At 73.7% G+C, this 16,776-nt stretch carries 9 protein-coding genes; 3 read left to right on the forward strand and 6 right to left on the reverse strand.

Going from position 1 to position 16,776, the window contains the following annotated elements; all coding sequences use genetic code 11:
• Window positions 1-32 precede the first annotated feature (32 nt).
• The 4 genes from OG985_RS24550 to OG985_RS24565 form a co-directional block, all read right to left on the reverse strand.
• Window positions 33-1,481, reverse strand: a complete 1,449-nt coding sequence (locus OG985_RS24550; RefSeq protein ID WP_371670482.1) for a PrsW family intramembrane metalloprotease — start codon at window positions 1,479-1,481, stop codon at window positions 33-35.
• Between the two features lie 75 nt (window positions 1,482-1,556).
• Entirely contained in the window at window positions 1,557-2,432 is an 876-nt protein-coding gene (gene trmB / locus OG985_RS24555; RefSeq protein WP_371670483.1) for a tRNA (guanosine(46)-N7)-methyltransferase TrmB, read from the reverse strand.
• 135 nt (window positions 2,433-2,567) lie between these two features.
• Window positions 2,568-3,776 (reverse strand): L-2-hydroxyglutarate oxidase, encoded by a 1,209-nt coding sequence (gene lhgO / locus OG985_RS24560; protein WP_371670484.1) that lies wholly within the window; start codon window positions 3,774-3,776, stop codon window positions 2,568-2,570.
• Between the two features lie 147 nt (window positions 3,777-3,923).
• Complete coding sequence (locus tag OG985_RS24565; RefSeq protein WP_371670485.1) at window positions 3,924-5,348, reverse strand: MFS transporter; 1,425 nt, start codon at window positions 5,346-5,348, stop codon at window positions 3,924-3,926.
• Window positions 5,349-6,063: 715 nt separating this feature from the next.
• Here OG985_RS24565 and OG985_RS24570 point away from each other — a divergent pair.
• Together OG985_RS24570 and OG985_RS24575 are read left to right on the forward strand one after the other, a co-directional pair.
• Window positions 6,064-8,196: an asparagine synthase-related protein gene (locus tag OG985_RS24570; protein WP_371670486.1), complete on the forward strand. Its 2,133-nt coding sequence runs from the start codon at window positions 6,064-6,066 to the stop codon at window positions 8,194-8,196.
• 164 nt (window positions 8,197-8,360) lie between these two features.
• A complete protein-coding gene (locus OG985_RS24575; protein WP_371670487.1) occupies window positions 8,361-11,876 on the forward strand; it encodes a BTAD domain-containing putative transcriptional regulator in 3,516 nt (1,171 codons plus the stop codon).
• Between the two features lie 43 nt (window positions 11,877-11,919).
• Here the strand turns inward: OG985_RS24575 and OG985_RS24580 are convergent, their stop codons facing one another.
• Window positions 11,920-13,908 (reverse strand): sigma-70 family RNA polymerase sigma factor, encoded by a 1,989-nt coding sequence (locus OG985_RS24580; RefSeq protein WP_371670488.1) that lies wholly within the window; start codon window positions 13,906-13,908, stop codon window positions 11,920-11,922.
• Window positions 13,909-14,212: 304 nt separating this feature from the next.
• Window positions 14,213-15,013 (reverse strand): TetR/AcrR family transcriptional regulator, encoded by an 801-nt coding sequence (locus OG985_RS24585; protein ID WP_371670489.1) that lies wholly within the window; start codon window positions 15,011-15,013, stop codon window positions 14,213-14,215.
• A gap of 382 nt (window positions 15,014-15,395) precedes the next feature.
• Here OG985_RS24585 and OG985_RS24590 point away from each other — a divergent pair, with 382 nt between their 5' ends.
• Complete coding sequence (locus OG985_RS24590) at window positions 15,396-16,763, forward strand: NAD(P)/FAD-dependent oxidoreductase (protein ID WP_371670490.1); 1,368 nt, start codon at window positions 15,396-15,398, stop codon at window positions 16,761-16,763.
• Window positions 16,764-16,776 lie beyond the last annotated feature (13 nt).

Genomic DNA, 16,776 nt, shown 5'->3' on the forward strand with positions numbered 1-16,776 from the left:
CGGATCGGTAGGGGCTGCGGGATCGGCAGGAGTTACGGCTGGTACGGGTTGTAGGCCGGGTACGGTCCCGCCTGATGCCCGTATCCGGCGGCTCCGTAGCCGTAGCCGTAGCCGTAGCCGTAGCCGGCGCCGACGCCGTGACCGAGGCCGAGGCCGACACCGTGTCCCGCTCCGGTCACGGGCCCGCTCCCCGCCATCCCGTAGCCGTTGGCGTGGCCGTACACGCCGTACACCGGCCACGGCGGCGCGGTCACCGGCACGGGAGGAGCCGTCGCCCTCGCCGCGTAGTCCAGCGCCGGGCGCGCCACCTCCCGCCGCCACCACAGCTCCTGGAGCAACTCCCTCTCCCGTACGACGAAGTCGGTGTTCGCCCGCCCGTTGCGCCCCCGGTGCCGCAGGAACGCCAGTGAGGTCGCGTACGCCTCGTACTGGGCGACCGCCCGGGCCGCCGGTTTGCCGAAGCGGCGCCGGGCGTGGTCGCGCGCCAGCCGCCGGGCCCGCATCGAGCCGAGCGCGTACGGCTCGGCCGGGGTCAGCCAGCCGGCCGCGACATAGGCGGGCAGCTCGGCCCGTACGGTCCTCAGCTCCCGTTGCCGTGTCCAGACGACCAGCCAGGTCAGCAGCCCGAACGCGGGCACCATGAAGCCCGCGTACACCGCGAAGAACCCGTACTCGCCGAACTTCGACGAGCCGTTCCAGATCGCGTGCATCCCCATCGCGAGCAGCAGCCCGGACAGCGGCAGCAGCACCCGCCGTATCCGCCGGCGCTCGGCGGACAGCGCGGAGACGCCGAAGCCGATGCCGGTGAGGACGGTGAAGAGGGGGTGCGCGAACGGCGACATGATGACGCGGACGAAGAAGGTCGCGGCGGTGACGGAGGCGATGCCGCGGTCGCCGGTGAGCTGGTCGGTGCCGAACGCGGTGCCGAGATAGAGGATGTTCTCGGTGAACGCGAAACCGGTGGCGGTGACTCCGGCTATGACGACCCCGTCGACGATCCCGGTGAAGTCCCGGCGGCGGAAGAGGAACACGAGCAGGACGGCGGCGGCCTTCGCGGACTCCTCCACGACGGGCGCTATCACGGTCGCGCCGATGGTGTCGGCACTCGACGGATCGGCGGTCGCGGTGGCTATCCATCTGGTCGCGAAACTGTTGGTGACGATCGCTATCAGCGCCGCCGCGCAGGCACCCCAGGCGAAGGCGAACAGCAGGTTGCGCCAGGGGCCGGGCTCGACGCGGTCCAGCCAGCGGAACGCGGCCAGGAGCAGCGGCACGGGCAGGACGGCGAGCCCGAGGCCGACCAGGAAGCCCTCGGTGCCGGTCTGTTCGCGGACCAGGGCGAGGATGACGAGCCCGGAGAGCGTGAGCAGGGTGATCAGCGCGCCGTAACGCACCCATGTGCGCTGCCACCAGTGCGCGTGCCGCAGTACTCCGCCGGCGGTGTCACTGGGATGCGTCGGGTACGGGGGACAGGTGGCCACAGCATTGACCCTAACGAGGGATGGGCGCCGCCCGCGACGGTGCGCCGTGCCGCCCGCTGAGACGGGCGGCGAGGCTCAGGCGCCGGTGGGGGGCAGGTCCGTGCGGTTGTCTTCTCGCTGTACGCGGCGGCAGAGCAGGTCGTTCACGACATGTCCCTTCTCCAGTCCCTGGCCCTCGAAACGGGTCAGCGGCCTGAAGTCGGGACGGGGCGCGAAACCGCCGTCGGGCCGCGTGTTCTCGAAGTCCGGGTGCGCGGTCAGTACGTCGAGCATCTGTTCGGCGTACGGCTCCCAGTCGGTGGCGCAGTGGACGATCGCCCCCGGCCTGAGCCGGGTCGCGGCCAGCGACAGGAACTCCGGCTGGATCAGCCGCCGCTTGTGGTGGCGCTTCTTGGGCCAGGGATCGGGGAAGTACACGCGCAGACCGTCGAGGGACTCGGGCGGGAGCATCTCGCGCAGCAGGATGATGGCGTCCCCGTTCGCGACGCGGACGTTGGTCAGCCCCTGCTGGTCGGCCAGAGCGAGCAGATTGCCCTGGCCGGGGGTGTGCACGTCGACGGCGAGGATGTTGGTGCCGGGATCGGCGGCGGCCATCCGGGCGGTGGCCTCGCCCATCCCGAAGCCGATCTCCAGGACGACGGGACGGTCGTTCCCGAACAACTCGGCCAGGTCGATGACCCGCTGCCCGTCGATGTCCAGCCCCCAGCCGGCCCACAGCCGCTGCAGCGCGTCCGCCTGTCCCGCGGTCACCCGGCTCCGGCGCGGCTGGAAACTCCGGATCCGCCGCTCGAAGTGCGACCCGGCGGGATCGGGCGCGGGCCCGTCCGGGAAACGGGGCTCGCCCTTGGCCCGGATGTGCCGCACGGAGGCTCCGGGGGTGTGCGAGAGGTGCTCGCCGGGCGGGGAGGAGACGGGCCGGGAGGCTTCGGGGGCGTTGCGGGAGTCAGACACAGTGCGATCGATTTTACGTGCTCACCCGAGGCCCGGACCGAGCGGGCACAGCCCGTCCGCCCCACCCGTCGCGAGCCCAGCCCGCAGCGCCCAGCCCGCCGCGCCCAGACCGGCTCGGCACGCGCGCGGTTCGACTCAGGTCGTGCCCAGCGTGGCCAACGCTCGTCGCGCGACCTCCCGGCCGATGGGCAGGGAGGCGGTCGCCGCGGGCGAAGGCGCGTTGAGTACGTGGACCGTCCGCTCGCCCTCGCGGATCAGGAAGTCGTCCACCAGCGTCCCGTCCCGGAGGACCGCCTGGGCCCGCACCCCGGCGGTCGCCGGCATCAGGTCCGTCTCGTCGACCGCCGGCAGCATCCGGCGCACCGCCGCGGTGAACGCTCGCTTCGACACCGACCGGCGGAGCTCGCCCGCCCCGTACCGCCAGTGCCGCCGGGCTATCCGCCACGATCCCGGCCACGCCAGCGTCCGCCCCAGTTCCCGGGGTCGCACCACACCCCACTCGTAGCCCTCCCGGGCCAGGGCCGGCACCGCGTTGGGCCCGACGTGCACCCCGCCGTCGATCCCGCGCGTGAGATGCACCCCGAGGAACGGGAACGCCGGATCCGGGACCGGATACACCAGGCCCCGCACCAGCTCGGGCCGCGCCAGCGTGTAGTACTCCCCGCGGAAGGGCACGATCCGCATCCCCGGGTCGTCCCCCGTGAGCCGGGCGATCTCGTCGCAGTGCAGCCCGGCGCAGTTCACCAGCACCCGCGCGCGGACGACGGCTCCGTCCCCGGTGAGCACGGCAGCCCCCAGTCCGGCGCGCCGGTCGACCCGCACCACCCGGGCCCCGTACCGGATCTCCGCCCCCGACGCCTCGGCCAGCCGCCGCGCGACACCGGTGAAGTCGCACACGCCCGTCGTCCCGACGTGTATCGCGGCGAGCCCCCGCACCTCCGGCTCGTACTCCGCGATCTGGGAGCCGCCCAGCTCCCGTACCGGAATGCCGTTCTCCCGGCCGCGCTGCACGAGCGCGTGCAGCCGCGGCAGCTCCGCCCGGGTGGTCGCGACGATCAGCTTGCCGGTGACGGCGTGCGGGATGTCGTACTCCGCGCAGAACTTGACCATCTCGGCGGCGCCCCGCACCGCGTACCGCGCCTTGAGCGAGCCGGGCCGGTAGTAGATGCCGCTGTGGATCACTCCGCTGTTGCGTCCGGTCTGGTGCCGGGCAGGGCCCGGTTCCTTCTCGAGCACCATGACCCGCGTGCCCGGCGCGGCACGCGTGATCGCATACGCCGTCGACAGACCGACGATCCCACCGCCGATCACCAGCACGTCACAGTCGTACGCGATCTTCCGCACCTGCACCACCTCCCGGCTTCGATAGTGCACTGCGCCACTGACAATGCCCTCAAACCCGGGAAGGCCCCCGCGTCCGGAAGGGATGCCCGGGGGCCAGGAAACCGCTCGGCCGGCCCCGGACCGAACGGCGGACCCGCCCGGCCGCCCCTAGGCCGGAGTCATCAGCAGCGGACGTGCCCGTTCCCGCAGCTCGACCACGCGCGGTTCGTCGCCGTACGGCTCCAGCCGGTGGAGCAGGTCCTTCACGTACTCGGTGGTACGCGCCGAGGAGATGCGCCCCGCGACCTCCACCGCCCGCACGCCCTGCTCGCACGCAGCGTCCAGATTGCCCGACTCGAGCTCGGCGACCGCCGACACGACGAGCCTGAGTCCGTGCGAGCGCACGAACTCCTCCGTCGGTTTCGACAGCGCCTGCTCCGTGAAGCGGCGCACCTGACGCGGTGCCTTCAGGTCGCGGTAGCACTCGGCGGCGTCCGCGGCGAAACGGTCGTACGAGTAGAAGCCGAGCCAGGACGGGTCCTGGTCGCCGTCGCGGGAGCGCTCGAGCCATCCCTCGGCCGCCTTCAGGGCCGCGCCGGCCGCGTGGGCGTCACCCGCGCGTGCGTGCGCGCGTGCCTCGACGAGGCGGAAGAAGCTCATGGTGCGGGCCGTGGCGAGACCACGGTTGCGCTCCAGGGCGGCCTGCGCCAGGTCGACGCCCTCGTCGCCGAAGCCGCGGTACGTCGCCTGCAACGACATCGACGCCAGCACGTATCCCCCCAGGGGTACGTCGGCGGCCGCGCGCGAGAGCCGCAGTGCCTGGATGTAGTAGCGCTGGGCGGCCTCCTGCTGGCCCGTGTCGAAGGCCATCCAGCCCGCGAGGCGGGTGAGTTCGGCGGAGGCGCCGAACAGGGCCCGGCCGACCTCGTCCGAGTAGGAGCCGAGCAGCAGCGGTGCCGCCTCCACCCTCAGGCACTCGGGCACCATCGACGAACGCCAGTCGCCGCCTCCGTACTTGGAGTCCCAGCGCCTGGCGTCCTCCGCGGCCTCCCGCAGCTTCTGCACGTCGCTGTGGCCGACTTTGGCCGGTGCGCCGGAGCCCTCCGCCGGGCCCACCTCACGCGCCACCGAGCTGTCGGCCGGAGTTATCAGCCATCGCGAGGCGGGCGTTGCGTATGCGCTGACTGCGAACGAACCGGCCAGCGACTGCCAGATGCCCCCTCCGCCGGCCCGGCGCCCGGCGAGGTCGAGACGGTAGAGCTCGGTCGCCGACCGCACCGCCTGTCCGACGTCCCGGGGGAAGGCTAGGCCCACCTCCGGCGCGGGGTCCGCGTCCGCCAGGCCGATCTCGTGGAGCGGCACCGGGCGGCCGAGCTTCTGCCCTATGGCGGCCGCGATGAGGTGCGGCGCGGCGCCTTGCGGCACCATGCCCTTCGACACCCAGCGCGCCACGGACGTCTTGTCGTAGCGAAGAGTCAACCCGCGTTGAGCGCCAAGATCGTTGACACGACGCGCGAGTCCTGCGTTGCTGATTCCCGCGAGGGCGAGAACGGTGCCGAGTTTTTCGTTCGGCCCGCGTTGCTCCCTGGACATGCGCCACCCCTCGACACAGACGGCTGCCGCGCTGGCATAACCACGCGGCATTCGTAAACCCAGCGTAGTTCGCCGCATCCCAAGCGTTAAGGGGCATTGTTCCGGTTGGCGGGATTGTGGTCCGTACGTGGACGGTCGGGCCGGTACGGACCGTTGCGGCGTGCCCCCGCCGTGTGGCCGTGCGCCCGTCCGTGCGCTCTTCTCCGGCCACCTGGGGAGCGCTTGCATGGATCGTGCGTGGGTCGGCCCGCTGTACTGGATCCAGTGGGCTGGGGGACACCGCCGCCTACATCCCCGCGGGTGGCGGACCGGTCCGGGGGGCGAGCTCCGCCTCCCGGACTGCGCGTCGGCCAGGCGGTGGGCGAAGCATGTACGGAGCGTGTGCGGGCGGTGTGCCCAGCCGTACCTCCGTAGCCGATTTGGCCGAAAATCGCCCCTGCCTTCAGCGACTGATCAGCCCTCTCACCACGGTACTTGAGGGCGCGTTAGGCGTTCTTGGGGAGCGTATCGGGGGCGCATTCGCGTCGCAGCCGGCCTTTCCCGCAGGTCGATTCCCTTGCCCCGGCCCGGCGTTGCCCGTGGCGCGGGGGCGCCTTCGGGGGCGCAATCCACGGAGCACAAGCAACTCCACCGCCTCTCTGCGGCGCGTCCTTCATGGCAGCATGGTGCCGAGTTCGTACGGTGCACTGGTTGTCCACAGGCTGTGGAGGCGTCGATGCGGTGGTTGGTGGGGTGGAGCAGTACCTCCGCTGTGGCCGCCGGAATCGGTTCCGCGGGGGCCACCGGACACGACGGCGAGACCGTGCACCCGGTGGGCTCCCATCTTCTGTGGGGCGACCCCGATCCCCTCTGGGCGGTCGGCGACTGGCGCCCCGACGAGGTGCGGATCGTGCAGGCCGACCCGCAGACCCGCGTCGCCGTCCTCGGCACCTGCGGGGCGAGCGACGAACAGCTGCGGGTCGGACTGTTCGCCGCGCGCGGAGGCGCCCTGCGCCACATGACGGCCTGGCCGGGTAGTTACACGGCCGTCGTGCAGGTGGGGCGCAGGATCACCGTCTGCGGCGATCTGGCGGGCGCCCGCCCCGTGTTCTACACCCCCTGGGCCGGCGGCACCGCGTACGCGACGGCCGCGCTGCCGCTCGCGGACCTCATCGAGGCCAACCTCGACTTCGGACACCTCGCCGCGCTGCTCGCCGCCCCCGACGTACCCGCCGCGCTGCACGACTCGACGCCGTACGACGGCGTGCGGCGCATTCCGCCGGGGCATGCGCTGATCCTGCGTACCGGGGCGCGCGAGATCGCCGGGTACGAGCCGGTCGCCTCCCTCGCCGTGGCGGCGCCCTCGGCCGACCCGGAGAGCGCGGTCGACGCCGTACGTGACGCGCTGGTGGAGGCCGTACGGACCCGCCTGTCGGCTCCGCGGCACGTCCCCGGCGCCGACATCGACCCGGGCCCGGTGCCCGGCATGGGGCCGGCCGAGCGGCGCGCCGCGCGCGGGATGCCCGTGCCCGGCATCGGCGCCGACCTGTCGGGCGGGTCCGCGTCGGCGACGCTGGCGCTGCTGGCCGCCGGCCTGCCGGGAATGCCGGGGACCGTCCTGGGCCACGGCACGGGCGCGGGCGAACGGCTGCTGGCCGTCACCTTCAACGACCTGGCCGTCGCCGGGCGGGAGGCCGAACTCGAGCGGGCCGGGACGCTCGCCGCCAACCCGCGGCTGCACCACGTCGTGGTGACCGGAGGCGAGGACACCCTCCCGTACGCCGACCTGGACGGCCCGCTGACCGACGAACCCGGCCCCTGCCTGATCACCGCGGGCCGCCACCGCGCCCGCCTGGCCTCCGGCAGCGCGGACCACTTCACCGGATACGGCGCCCGCCAGGTCCTGGACGCCCATCCCGCGCGGCTGGCCGACCTGCTGATGGACCGCAAGCGGCGCCACCTCGTGCGCCCGGTCGCCGCGCTGACCAAGGCGGACGGCTCGGTGCTGGTCCCCGCGCGCGTGTACGGCGCCGCCCGGCGGCTGGCCCGGACGCCGTACCGGACCGGCCTGGAGGAGCTCGCCGACCGCCTCCTGCGCCGTCGCTTCGACGATCCGGGGGGCGCCGTGGGGGCCTCTCTCGCCGCGCTCACCTGGGCCCGACCGGGGCCCGCGGCGCGTTGGCTGACTGGTGAGGCGTTGGCTGAAGTATCGGTTCGCCTCCAGGGCGCGACCCTCCGTTCCGGTGTGGGCCCGGGACAGCGGCCGGGCGACTTCCGCGCGCGTGCCGCCCTGGCGAGACACGCGGCGGACCTGCGCGTGCTCGAGCAGGCCGCCGAGATCCGCTTCCAGCGCCTGCACGCCCCGTTCCTCGACAACCAGGTGGTGCGCGCCTGCCGCGCCCTCCCGGAAGCACTCCGGGTCAAGCCCGGCGCACGGGCCGAGATCCTGCGTACGGTCCTGGAGGGCGCCGGAGTCACCGATCTCCCGCCCGGCTGGGGCGCCCCCTCCAACGCCTCGACCGCGGCCGCCGCGCGTACCGGGCTGCGGGTCGCCGCGGACTCCCTGCTGGACCTGTTCGACACACCGCTGCTCGCGCAGGCGGGCCTGGTCGAGGCCAGGGTCGTCCGCAAGGCGCTGCGGGCGGCGGCGGCGGGCGAGCCCCTGCCCCTGGACGGCATCGCGGACCTGGTCTCGCTGGAACTGTGGCTGGGCCGCCTGCTCGCCCGTAGGGGCACCTGCTGGACCGGCACCCCCGCCCGCGTACGCGCGGTGCCGGCGGGCATCACGCCCCAGCGCGGGGCACTGGGCGCGGGAGCGGCCGGTGGCGCGGTGGTGCGGGTACGCCAGGTCGGCGGGGCGGGGTCGTAGCGGTTCCGGCGTCCACGCGGGCCGGCGTAGGCCCCTCGGCTCGCGGCCCGGCCGGTCACGTGGAGGCGCCCTCGGCGAGGCCCACGCCCGCACCGGCCCCGGCAGCAGCACCGACGACGGCGAACACGGCCCGGTCGCCGCGCCGTCCCGGCGACAATGACCCGGTGCGGTACAGAATCCTGGGCGTCACCCAGGCAACGGACGACCAGGGGACCGTCCTGGCCCTGGGTGGCCCCCGCCTGCGCGGGCTGCTCGCCGCCCTCGCCCTGCGCCCCGGCCGCGTCACCGCGTCCGAGACCCTGATCGACGAGGTCTGGGCGGACGACCCTCCCCAGGACGCACCGGCTGCCCTCCAGGCCCTGATCGGCCGGCTGCGCCGGGTCGTGGGCAGGGAGGCGGTCGCCTCCGAGCCAGGCGGATACCGCCTCGCGGCGGACCGGGACGAGGTGGATCTGTTCGTCTTCGAGCACCTCGTACGCCAGGGCACGGCCGCCCTCGACGGGGATGACGCGTCCGCCGCCGCCCGCGCTCTGCGCACGGCGCTCGCCCTGTGGCGCGGGCCCGCCCTCGCCGACCTCGCCGACCGCACCGCCGCGACCCGGCCGGACGCGCTGCGGCTCGAAGCGACCCGCGCCCGCTTCGACGCCGAACTGCGGCTCGGCCGCGCCCAGGACGTCGTACCGGAGCTCAGAGAGCTGACCGAGGCACACCCGTACGACGAACCGCTGCACCTCCTCCTCATCCGCGCCCTGCGCGACACGGGCCGTGGCGCCGACGCCCTCGTCGCCTACGAGACCGCACGCCGCTCCCTCGCCGACGGTCTGGGCACCGATCCGGGGCCCGCCCTGCGGGCCCTGCACAGCGAACTGCTCGGCGGCCCGGACCCGCGCGCCCCGGAGGCCGACGCCACTGACGGCCTCCGGGGCGCGCGGGCCGTCGACCCCGTACACCCCGCCGTACGCCCCGAGCGGACCGGCAACATTCGTCCCCGTCTGACATCTTTCGTCGGACGGGAACCCGAACTCGTCGCCATCCGTTCCGAATTGCACAGGGCCCGTCTCGTCACCCTCATCGGACCGGGCGGCTCCGGGAAGACCCGTCTCGCCGAGGAAGCCGCGGCCCGGTTTCCGCACGCGTGGCTGGCCGAGCTCGCCCCGCTCGACCGGCCGGAGGCGGTGCCCGGCGCGGTGGTCAGCGCCCTTGGTCTGCGCGAGACCGTGCTGCTGACCAGCGAGCTGTCGGCCCCGCAGGACGACCCGGTCGCCCTGCTCGTCGAGTACTGCGCCTCGCGCAGCCAACTCCTGATCCTTGACAACTGCGAACATGTGATCGAAGCAGCGGCCGAACTCGCCGAGACGCTGCTCACCCGCTGCCCAGGGCTCACGGTCCTCGCCACCAGCCGTGAGCCCCTGGGTGTTCCGGGCGAGTTGGTGCGCCCGGTCGAGCCCCTGCTCCCCGACCAGGCACACCGCCTCTTCGCGGAGCGCGCGGCCGCCGTCCGTCCCGACGCCGACGCCGTGCTGCGCGACACCGAGGCGGTGGACGAGATCTGCCGTCGCCTCGACGGGCTGCCGCTCGCCATCGAGCTGGCCGCTGCCCGGCTGCGACTGCTCACACCCCGGCAGATCGCCGACCGCCTGGACGACCGCTTCCGCCTCCTCAGCGCCGGCAGCCGTACGGTCCTGCCCCGCCAGCAGACCCTGCGTGCCGTCGTCGACTGGTCCTGGGAACTGCTCGACGAGCAAGAGCGGACCGTGTTGCGGGAGGCGTCGGTGTTCGCCGGCGGCTGGGACCTGGCGGCCGCGGAGGCCGTGTGCACCGGGCCCGCCGCCGATCTGGTCGGAGCGCTCGTCGACAAGTCCCTCGTCGTCGCCACCCCGGACGAACCCGGGGAGCCGGGCGAGCGGGGCGGCTTCGGCGGCATGCGGTACCGCATGCTGGAGACCATCCACGAGTACGCCGTCGAGCGTGCCGCGGAAACCCCCGGGCTGCGCACCGCCGCCGAACGCAGACACTGGATGTGGGTGCGCGCCCTTGTCGAAGAGGCCGAGCCGCGGCTGCGCTCCGCCGAGCAACTCCCCTGGATCTCCCGCCTGGAGACCGAGCTGGACAACATCCGCACGGCCCTGCACCGCGCGCTCGCCGCCGGGGCCGAGGCGGAGGCCGGCGCCCTCGCGCTCGCCGTGGGCTGGTTCTGGTGGCTGCGCAACTACCGCCACGAGGCCGTGACATGGCTCGACCGGATCATGAGCCTCGGCGCCACCCTGGACGCCACCGGCGGAGGCGACGGCGACCGCATCGCCGACATCAGCCACTCCGCCGGCGCCGCCCCGGCCGTCGCGGCCACCGCCGACGGCCTGCCCTCCCGCGCGACCACCGCGGGTGGCCCCCCTTCCCGCGCGACCGTTCCTGGCTCGGCCGCCTCCGGCTCGGCCGCCTCCGGCCCGGCTGCCTCCGGCTCGGCCGCCCCCGACCCGGCCGCCCCCGACCCGATCGACGCCTACCTCGCAGCCCCGGACGAGGAGGCCCGTCATCCGCTGCACGCGCAGCGGATGAACCTCCGGATGCTGCATCTCTTCCTCAGGTCCGAGATCGAACCGCTGGACGGTCTGATGGACGAGCGGCTGAGCCGGTACGTCCGCGGGGTGCGGGACTTCTTCGCGCGCGGCGGCCCCGAGGCGGCCCGTATGCCCGGCCTCGTCTGGCCGCTGACCGACTATTTCCTGGGCAACTCGGCCGACGTGCGTGCCCGGATGGAGGTCTCCGTCGCCAACTGCCGTGCCCACGGCGACGACTGGGCGGTCGGCGTCATCCTGATGTTCCGGACGCACCTCGTTGTCGACTCGCCGGGCGGCATGGAGGGCGTCGATGACGACGTCGCCGAGCTGCGGGTGCTCAGCCGACGTGTCGGCGACCGCTGGATGAGGGCCCAGGTGTGCAGCGCGGCCGGCGAGGCGGCCATCGCTCGGGGCCGCCTCGAGGAGGCCAGGGGCGAGTTCGAGGAGGCGCTCCGGCTCGCCGACGAGGTGGGCGCGTACGCCGAGACGCCGTTCCTCCTCGCCCGGCTCGCCGAGATCGCCTACCGCGCGGGCGACCGTGCCGCGGCGCTGAGCGTCCTCGACGAGGCGAGCGTCGCCGCCGACCGCTACGGGGTCGCGGACACCCGGGCGTTCGTCCTGCTCATCCGCGCCCAGATCGCACTGGACGAGAAGGACACGGCGGGCGCGCGCGAACTGTGCCGAGCGGCCCGCGCGGAGACCGGCCGCGGCACGCCACCACCCCAGTTCATGGCCATGCTGGACTCGGTCGACGCCATGGTGACGGTGGCCGAGTCCGGTCCGGAGCACGGACTGCCGAAACTCGTGGACGCGCTGCGCGAGGCGATGGAGCGGCGGTGCGCCGACGCGGTGGTGGCGGCGCTCGTGGACGGCGTGGCGGAACTGCTCGCCGACCTCGGTGACTTCCCACCCGCCGCACGCCTGCTCGGCGCCGCCCGGTTCCGGCGCGGCGGTCACCCGCGCCCCATGCCCGAGCAGACGCGGGCCGAACGCACCGAGGCCGCTGCCCGCGCCGCGCTGGGTACCGGGCCCTACGAGGCGGAGCACGCCAGAGGCACCGCCTTCACCACCGACGGCATCCTCGACGACCTCGACGAGGCGCTGCGCCGACACCCCGCCTAGGACAGCCCGGTGCGCGGCACACGCGGGACCCGGCAGGGCCGGTTCACCGGGTGCAGGTGAACTTCGACTCGGCCCAGTCCGCGAGCGCCACGGAGTCGAGATGGCTGTGCGGCCGTACCACCAGCCGGACGGTGCTGCGTCCGGCGAGGCTCACATGGACGGGCACCGCCGCCTCGTCGCCCCCGACCGGGCCGGAGTTCCACAGCGGGACTCCGTCGGCGTAGACCGAGAAGTGGACCGTGCCGAGGCCCAGGGTCAGGTCGTCGACGCCGACGAGTGCGTCGTAGGCGGAGCACCGGCGGTTGAGGTCGACGGTCACGGAGGAGTCGCCGTGCACGGTCACCCCGTGCGCGTACCGCGTGCCGGCGATCGACACGCCGTACCGCTGCCACACCCAGCTGCTCTCGCCGAGCCGGATCTCGGGCTTGGTGCCGTCGCCGTTGACGTCGAAGGTCAGCTCGCTGAACCGGTAGGCGACGGGGACCGGCGGGGGAGCCGGTGCCGGAGGGGGCGTGGGCGTGGGCGTCGGGGTGGGGGCCGGGGCAGCTGTGACCGGCGGCTTCGGTGTCGGGCTCGGTGCGGGCGTCGGCTTCCGCCTCGACGTGTCCGGCGTGGGCGTCGGTGTCGGTGTCGGTGACGAGGCCGGCACCGAAGACGGCGTGGCCGGTGCGGAGGCCGCGACCACCGGCAGTTTCGGCGCGGCTTCCGGCGCCGGCGGCGCGGGCGTTTCCTGGGCCGGCTGGACGACCGGGGAGGACACGGGGGGCTTGGCGTCCGGCTTGCCGGCAGGGTGGTCGTTGCCGGCCAGCGCGATGGCCACCACCGCGGCGACGCCCACGGCGACCACACCGGCCGCCACCCCCGCCTTCAGGGGAGCGCCCAGGCCTTCCGCGGCCGCCGCACCGGCGCCCGTCCCGCCGGAGGAGCCGCCGCTCGCCGCCGCGGCCGCCCCCGCGGCGCCGGCCGCGCCCGCTCCGGCGCCGCCGGCGACGAGCCCGAGCGCCTTGGCGTACCCGGCGGCGCCGAACCAGCCGAGGACCGCGACCGGCACGACGGCGGGGATCCCCCCGGCGACCTCCTTGAGCTGGCCCGCGGCCAGCCGGCACTTGGCGCACTCCTCCAAATGCTTGCGCAGGCCCCGCTCGGCGCGTGTGCGCAGGCTGCCGCGGGCGTAGGCGCCGAGCCGGTCGGCGTGGCGGGCGCACTCCTCGTCGCCGGCGAGCGTGGCGCTGACGTGGGCCTGGAGGTAGGCCTGCTTGAGGCCTTCGCGGGCCCGGCTGGCGAGCACGCGCGTGCCGTTGGCGTCGAGCCCGAAGAGCGTGGCGACCTCGCTCGGCGACTCGTCCTCGATCTCGGTGTGCCACAGCACGGCCTGCCAGCGCTCGGGGAGCGACCGGAAGGCCTGCATGGCCAGGGACTGCTCGGCCTCGTGCATGGCCCGTACGTCCGCGCCCAGCTCCAGCGTGTCGTCGTCGGCCACCTGGGACACCCGCGCGGACTGGGCGGCGAACACGGCGAAGTCGTCGACCAGCTGCTCCCGTCTGGCCGACTTGGTCCAGCCGGCGGCGACGCGTCGCACGGTCGTGAGCAGGTAGGCGCGTACGGAGTGTTCCGGGCCGGCGCCGCCGCGCACCGCCTGGAGCATGCGGGCGAAGACCTCGGCGGTGAGGTCGTCGGCGGTGTGGGCGTCCCGGCAGCAGGTGCGCGCGTACCGGCGGACGGCGTCCGCGTGGCGGCGGTAGAGGCCTTCGTAGGCGGTGTCGTCGCCCGCGCGCATGCGGGCGATCAGGTCCGCGTCGGACGGCGGCTGCTCCCAGGGCGGAGGCAGAACGCCGTCCTCGCGCCGGTCGCGCTGTGCGGGGACGCTGCCCTCGACGGGCTCGCCGCCCTGAGCGGGGATGCCGCCTCCCGCGTACGCGCCGCTCGGCGGGAAGGCGGCCCGGCCGCCCTGACTCGGCACCTGCGGCGAGGCGGGGCCGCCGTCCTCCGCGTCACCGTCACCGAGTGACTCGTCCCGCCCGTCAACGCTCATCGCGGAAAGCCCCCGCCGCCTGCTCCACCGGTCCCGGACACCGGGTCAGAGTGCCATATTGGCTTTTGTTCAGGATCCCGTCATGCGGACTGTCCACTCGTCCGGGGGGATTTGACGCCGGGCGGTGTTGGCCGCCACTCATTCGGGGAAGGCACAAGTGGCGTCTGACACACGGGAGTTGGCTGGCACGTCTGACATGTCGGTATCGCTCTCGAGGTGACCGCGGAGGCGAGGGCGGTGCGGCCCCCACGCATCACAGTCACCCCTACGAGCCACACGTCACCCGAGGTTGACCATCGCGGGCTCAGGCCGGCCGCGAGCGCAGCCCCTCCAACAGGATGTCCAGCAACCGTGCCGAGGCGGCCGCCTGCTGCGCCGCGTCGGGCAGTGAGGGCGCCGCGGTCGCGATCACCAAGAGCACGTCCGCCACCGACACATCGGCCCGCAGCTCACCCGCCGCGCGCGCCCGCTCCACGAGCCGGCCCACCACGTCGAGCAGCGCCGCCGCCCCGGAGTCGTCGTCCGCGGCGGGCGACGGAGCCTGCTCCGGCACCAGCCGCAGCTCCCCGGAACCCGTCTGGATCCGCTGCTGCGGCACCCGCGCCTCGTCGAACACCGAACCGCCGCGGCCCTCGCCCTCTTCGTCCAGAACACCGACCCGCAGCACCTGCGGCGGCAGCAGCCGCCCGGCGCCGGAGGCCACCGACGTCCGCAGGAAGCGCGAGAGCGCCGACCACGGCTCGTCCTCCTGGCCGAGCGCCGCACGCGCCTGGTCGGTCAGCCGGGAGGTCTCCTCCTCGGCTATCCGCCGCACCAGGACGTCCTTGCTCGGGAAGCGCCGGTACACCGTGCCGACACCGACCCGCGCGCGCCGCGCCACGTCCTCCATCGGCGCGCCGTAGCCCAGCTCGCCGAAGACCTCGCGCGCCGCGCGCAGTACGTGCTCCAGATTGCGCTGTGCGTCCACACGCAGCGGCGCCGACCGCGAACTGTCCCCGCGTCCGTTGCCCGCCGCGCTCATCGTTCCCGCCATCGCTCCGCCCAATGGTCCGCCACCGGGTGCGATGGCGGACACGGACGACCAATGAGAGTTCTGCACATGCATAAGCGTTCCCCCGGTAATGACGTCTCCCCCCGGAGACTCCCCGCCATTGGAAGGCGGAGCGTGCGGGAACATGCCCGGTGTTCGAGCCCGCCCGTCGCGGGCCCGGTGACCGATGGGCGCATCCCCCTACACCCCGTCGTCCCACGAACATAGTTGAGTGGGAGTCAATTCAGAAGGGGCAGGTTCCGCACGGAGCGCCCCCCGATCGGAGTACGGGTCGTATACGTCCTGGTTGTACGCCCTTCCGGCCCCCGGCGCACACGCGCTGACCTGCGCGCCTTCTCCGTACCTCGGCGATCCGGCCCACCCCGTGCGCACCGCGCTCCCGGTCACACAATTTGTCGGGGCTGTGGACAAACTCGAGCGACGGGTGCGTCATGGGATGGTGAAGGAACGTGCGCGCATTCTGGTTGTCGGCGGCGGCTACGTCGGGATGTACACGGCCCTGCGTCTCCAGCGGAAGCTGAAACAGGAACTCGGGCGGGGCGAGATCGAGATCACGGTCGTCACCCCCGACCCCTACATGACGTATCAGCCATTCCTCCCGGAAGCGGCGGCCGGATCCATCTCCCCCCGCCATGTCGTCGTACCGCTGCGACGGGTCCTGGACCGGTGCCGGATCGTCATCGGCGAGGCGCAGTCCATCGACCACGCCAAACGCACGGCCACCCTCACGACCCTCGCCACACAGGAGGAGGGCACGGGCGCACAGCAGATCACCTACGACGAACTCGTCCTCGCCCCCGGTTCGGTCTCACGGACCCTCCCGATCCCCGGCCTCGCCGACTACGCCATCGGCTTCAAGACCGTCGAGGAGGCCATCGGACTGCGCAACCACGTCATCGAGCAGATGGACATCGCCTCCTCCACCCGCGACCCCGCCGTCCGCGACGCGGCCCTCACCTTCGTGTTCGTCGGCGGCGGCTACGCCGGTGTCGAGGCGCTCGGCGAGCTGGAGGACATGGCCCGCTACGCCACCCGCTACTACCACAACGTCCAGCCCGGGGACCTGAAGTGGATCCTCGTCGAGGCCTCGGACCGCATCCTGCCCGAGGTCGGCGAGGAGCTGGGCCGGTACACGGTCACCGAACTGCGCCGCCGCAACATCGACGTACGCCTGGACACCCGCCTCGAGTCCTGCGCGGACCGGGTCGCCGTCCTCAGCGACGGCGCTCGCTTCCCGACCCGTACGGTCGTGTGGACGGCCGGGGTGAAACCGCACCCGGTCCTCGCCGCCAGTGACCTGCCGCTCAACGAGCGCGGCCGGCTGAAGTGCACCCCCCAGCTGACCGTGGAGGGCGTCACGCACGCGTGGGCCGCGGGAGACGCGGCCGCCGTCCCCGACGTCACGGCCGGGGAACCCGGCAGCGAGACCGCTCCCAACGCCCAGCACGCGGTCCGCCAGGCGAAGGTCCTCGGCGACAACATCGCGCACTCCCTGCGCGGGGAGCCCCTCGACACGTACGCCCACAAGTACGTCGGCTCGGTGGCCTCCCTGGGGCTGCACAAAGGTGTCGCGCACGTCTACGGGCGCAAGCTGAAGGGCTACCCTGCCTGGTTCATGCACCGCGTCTACCACCTCAACAGGGTGCCCACCTTCAACCGCAAGGCCCGTGTGCTCGCCGAATGGACTCTGTCAGGGCTCTTCAAGCGGGAGATCGTCTCCCTCGGCTCGCTCGAACATCCCCGGGCGGAGTTCGAACTCGCGGCCGGTGGAAAGCCTTCTTCCGACCCGAAGGGGTCGTCCTGACCGGACCGAGGAA

The organism is Streptomyces sp. NBC_00289, from assembly GCF_041435115.1.
GTDB lineage: Bacteria > Actinomycetota > Actinomycetes > Streptomycetales > Streptomycetaceae > Streptomyces.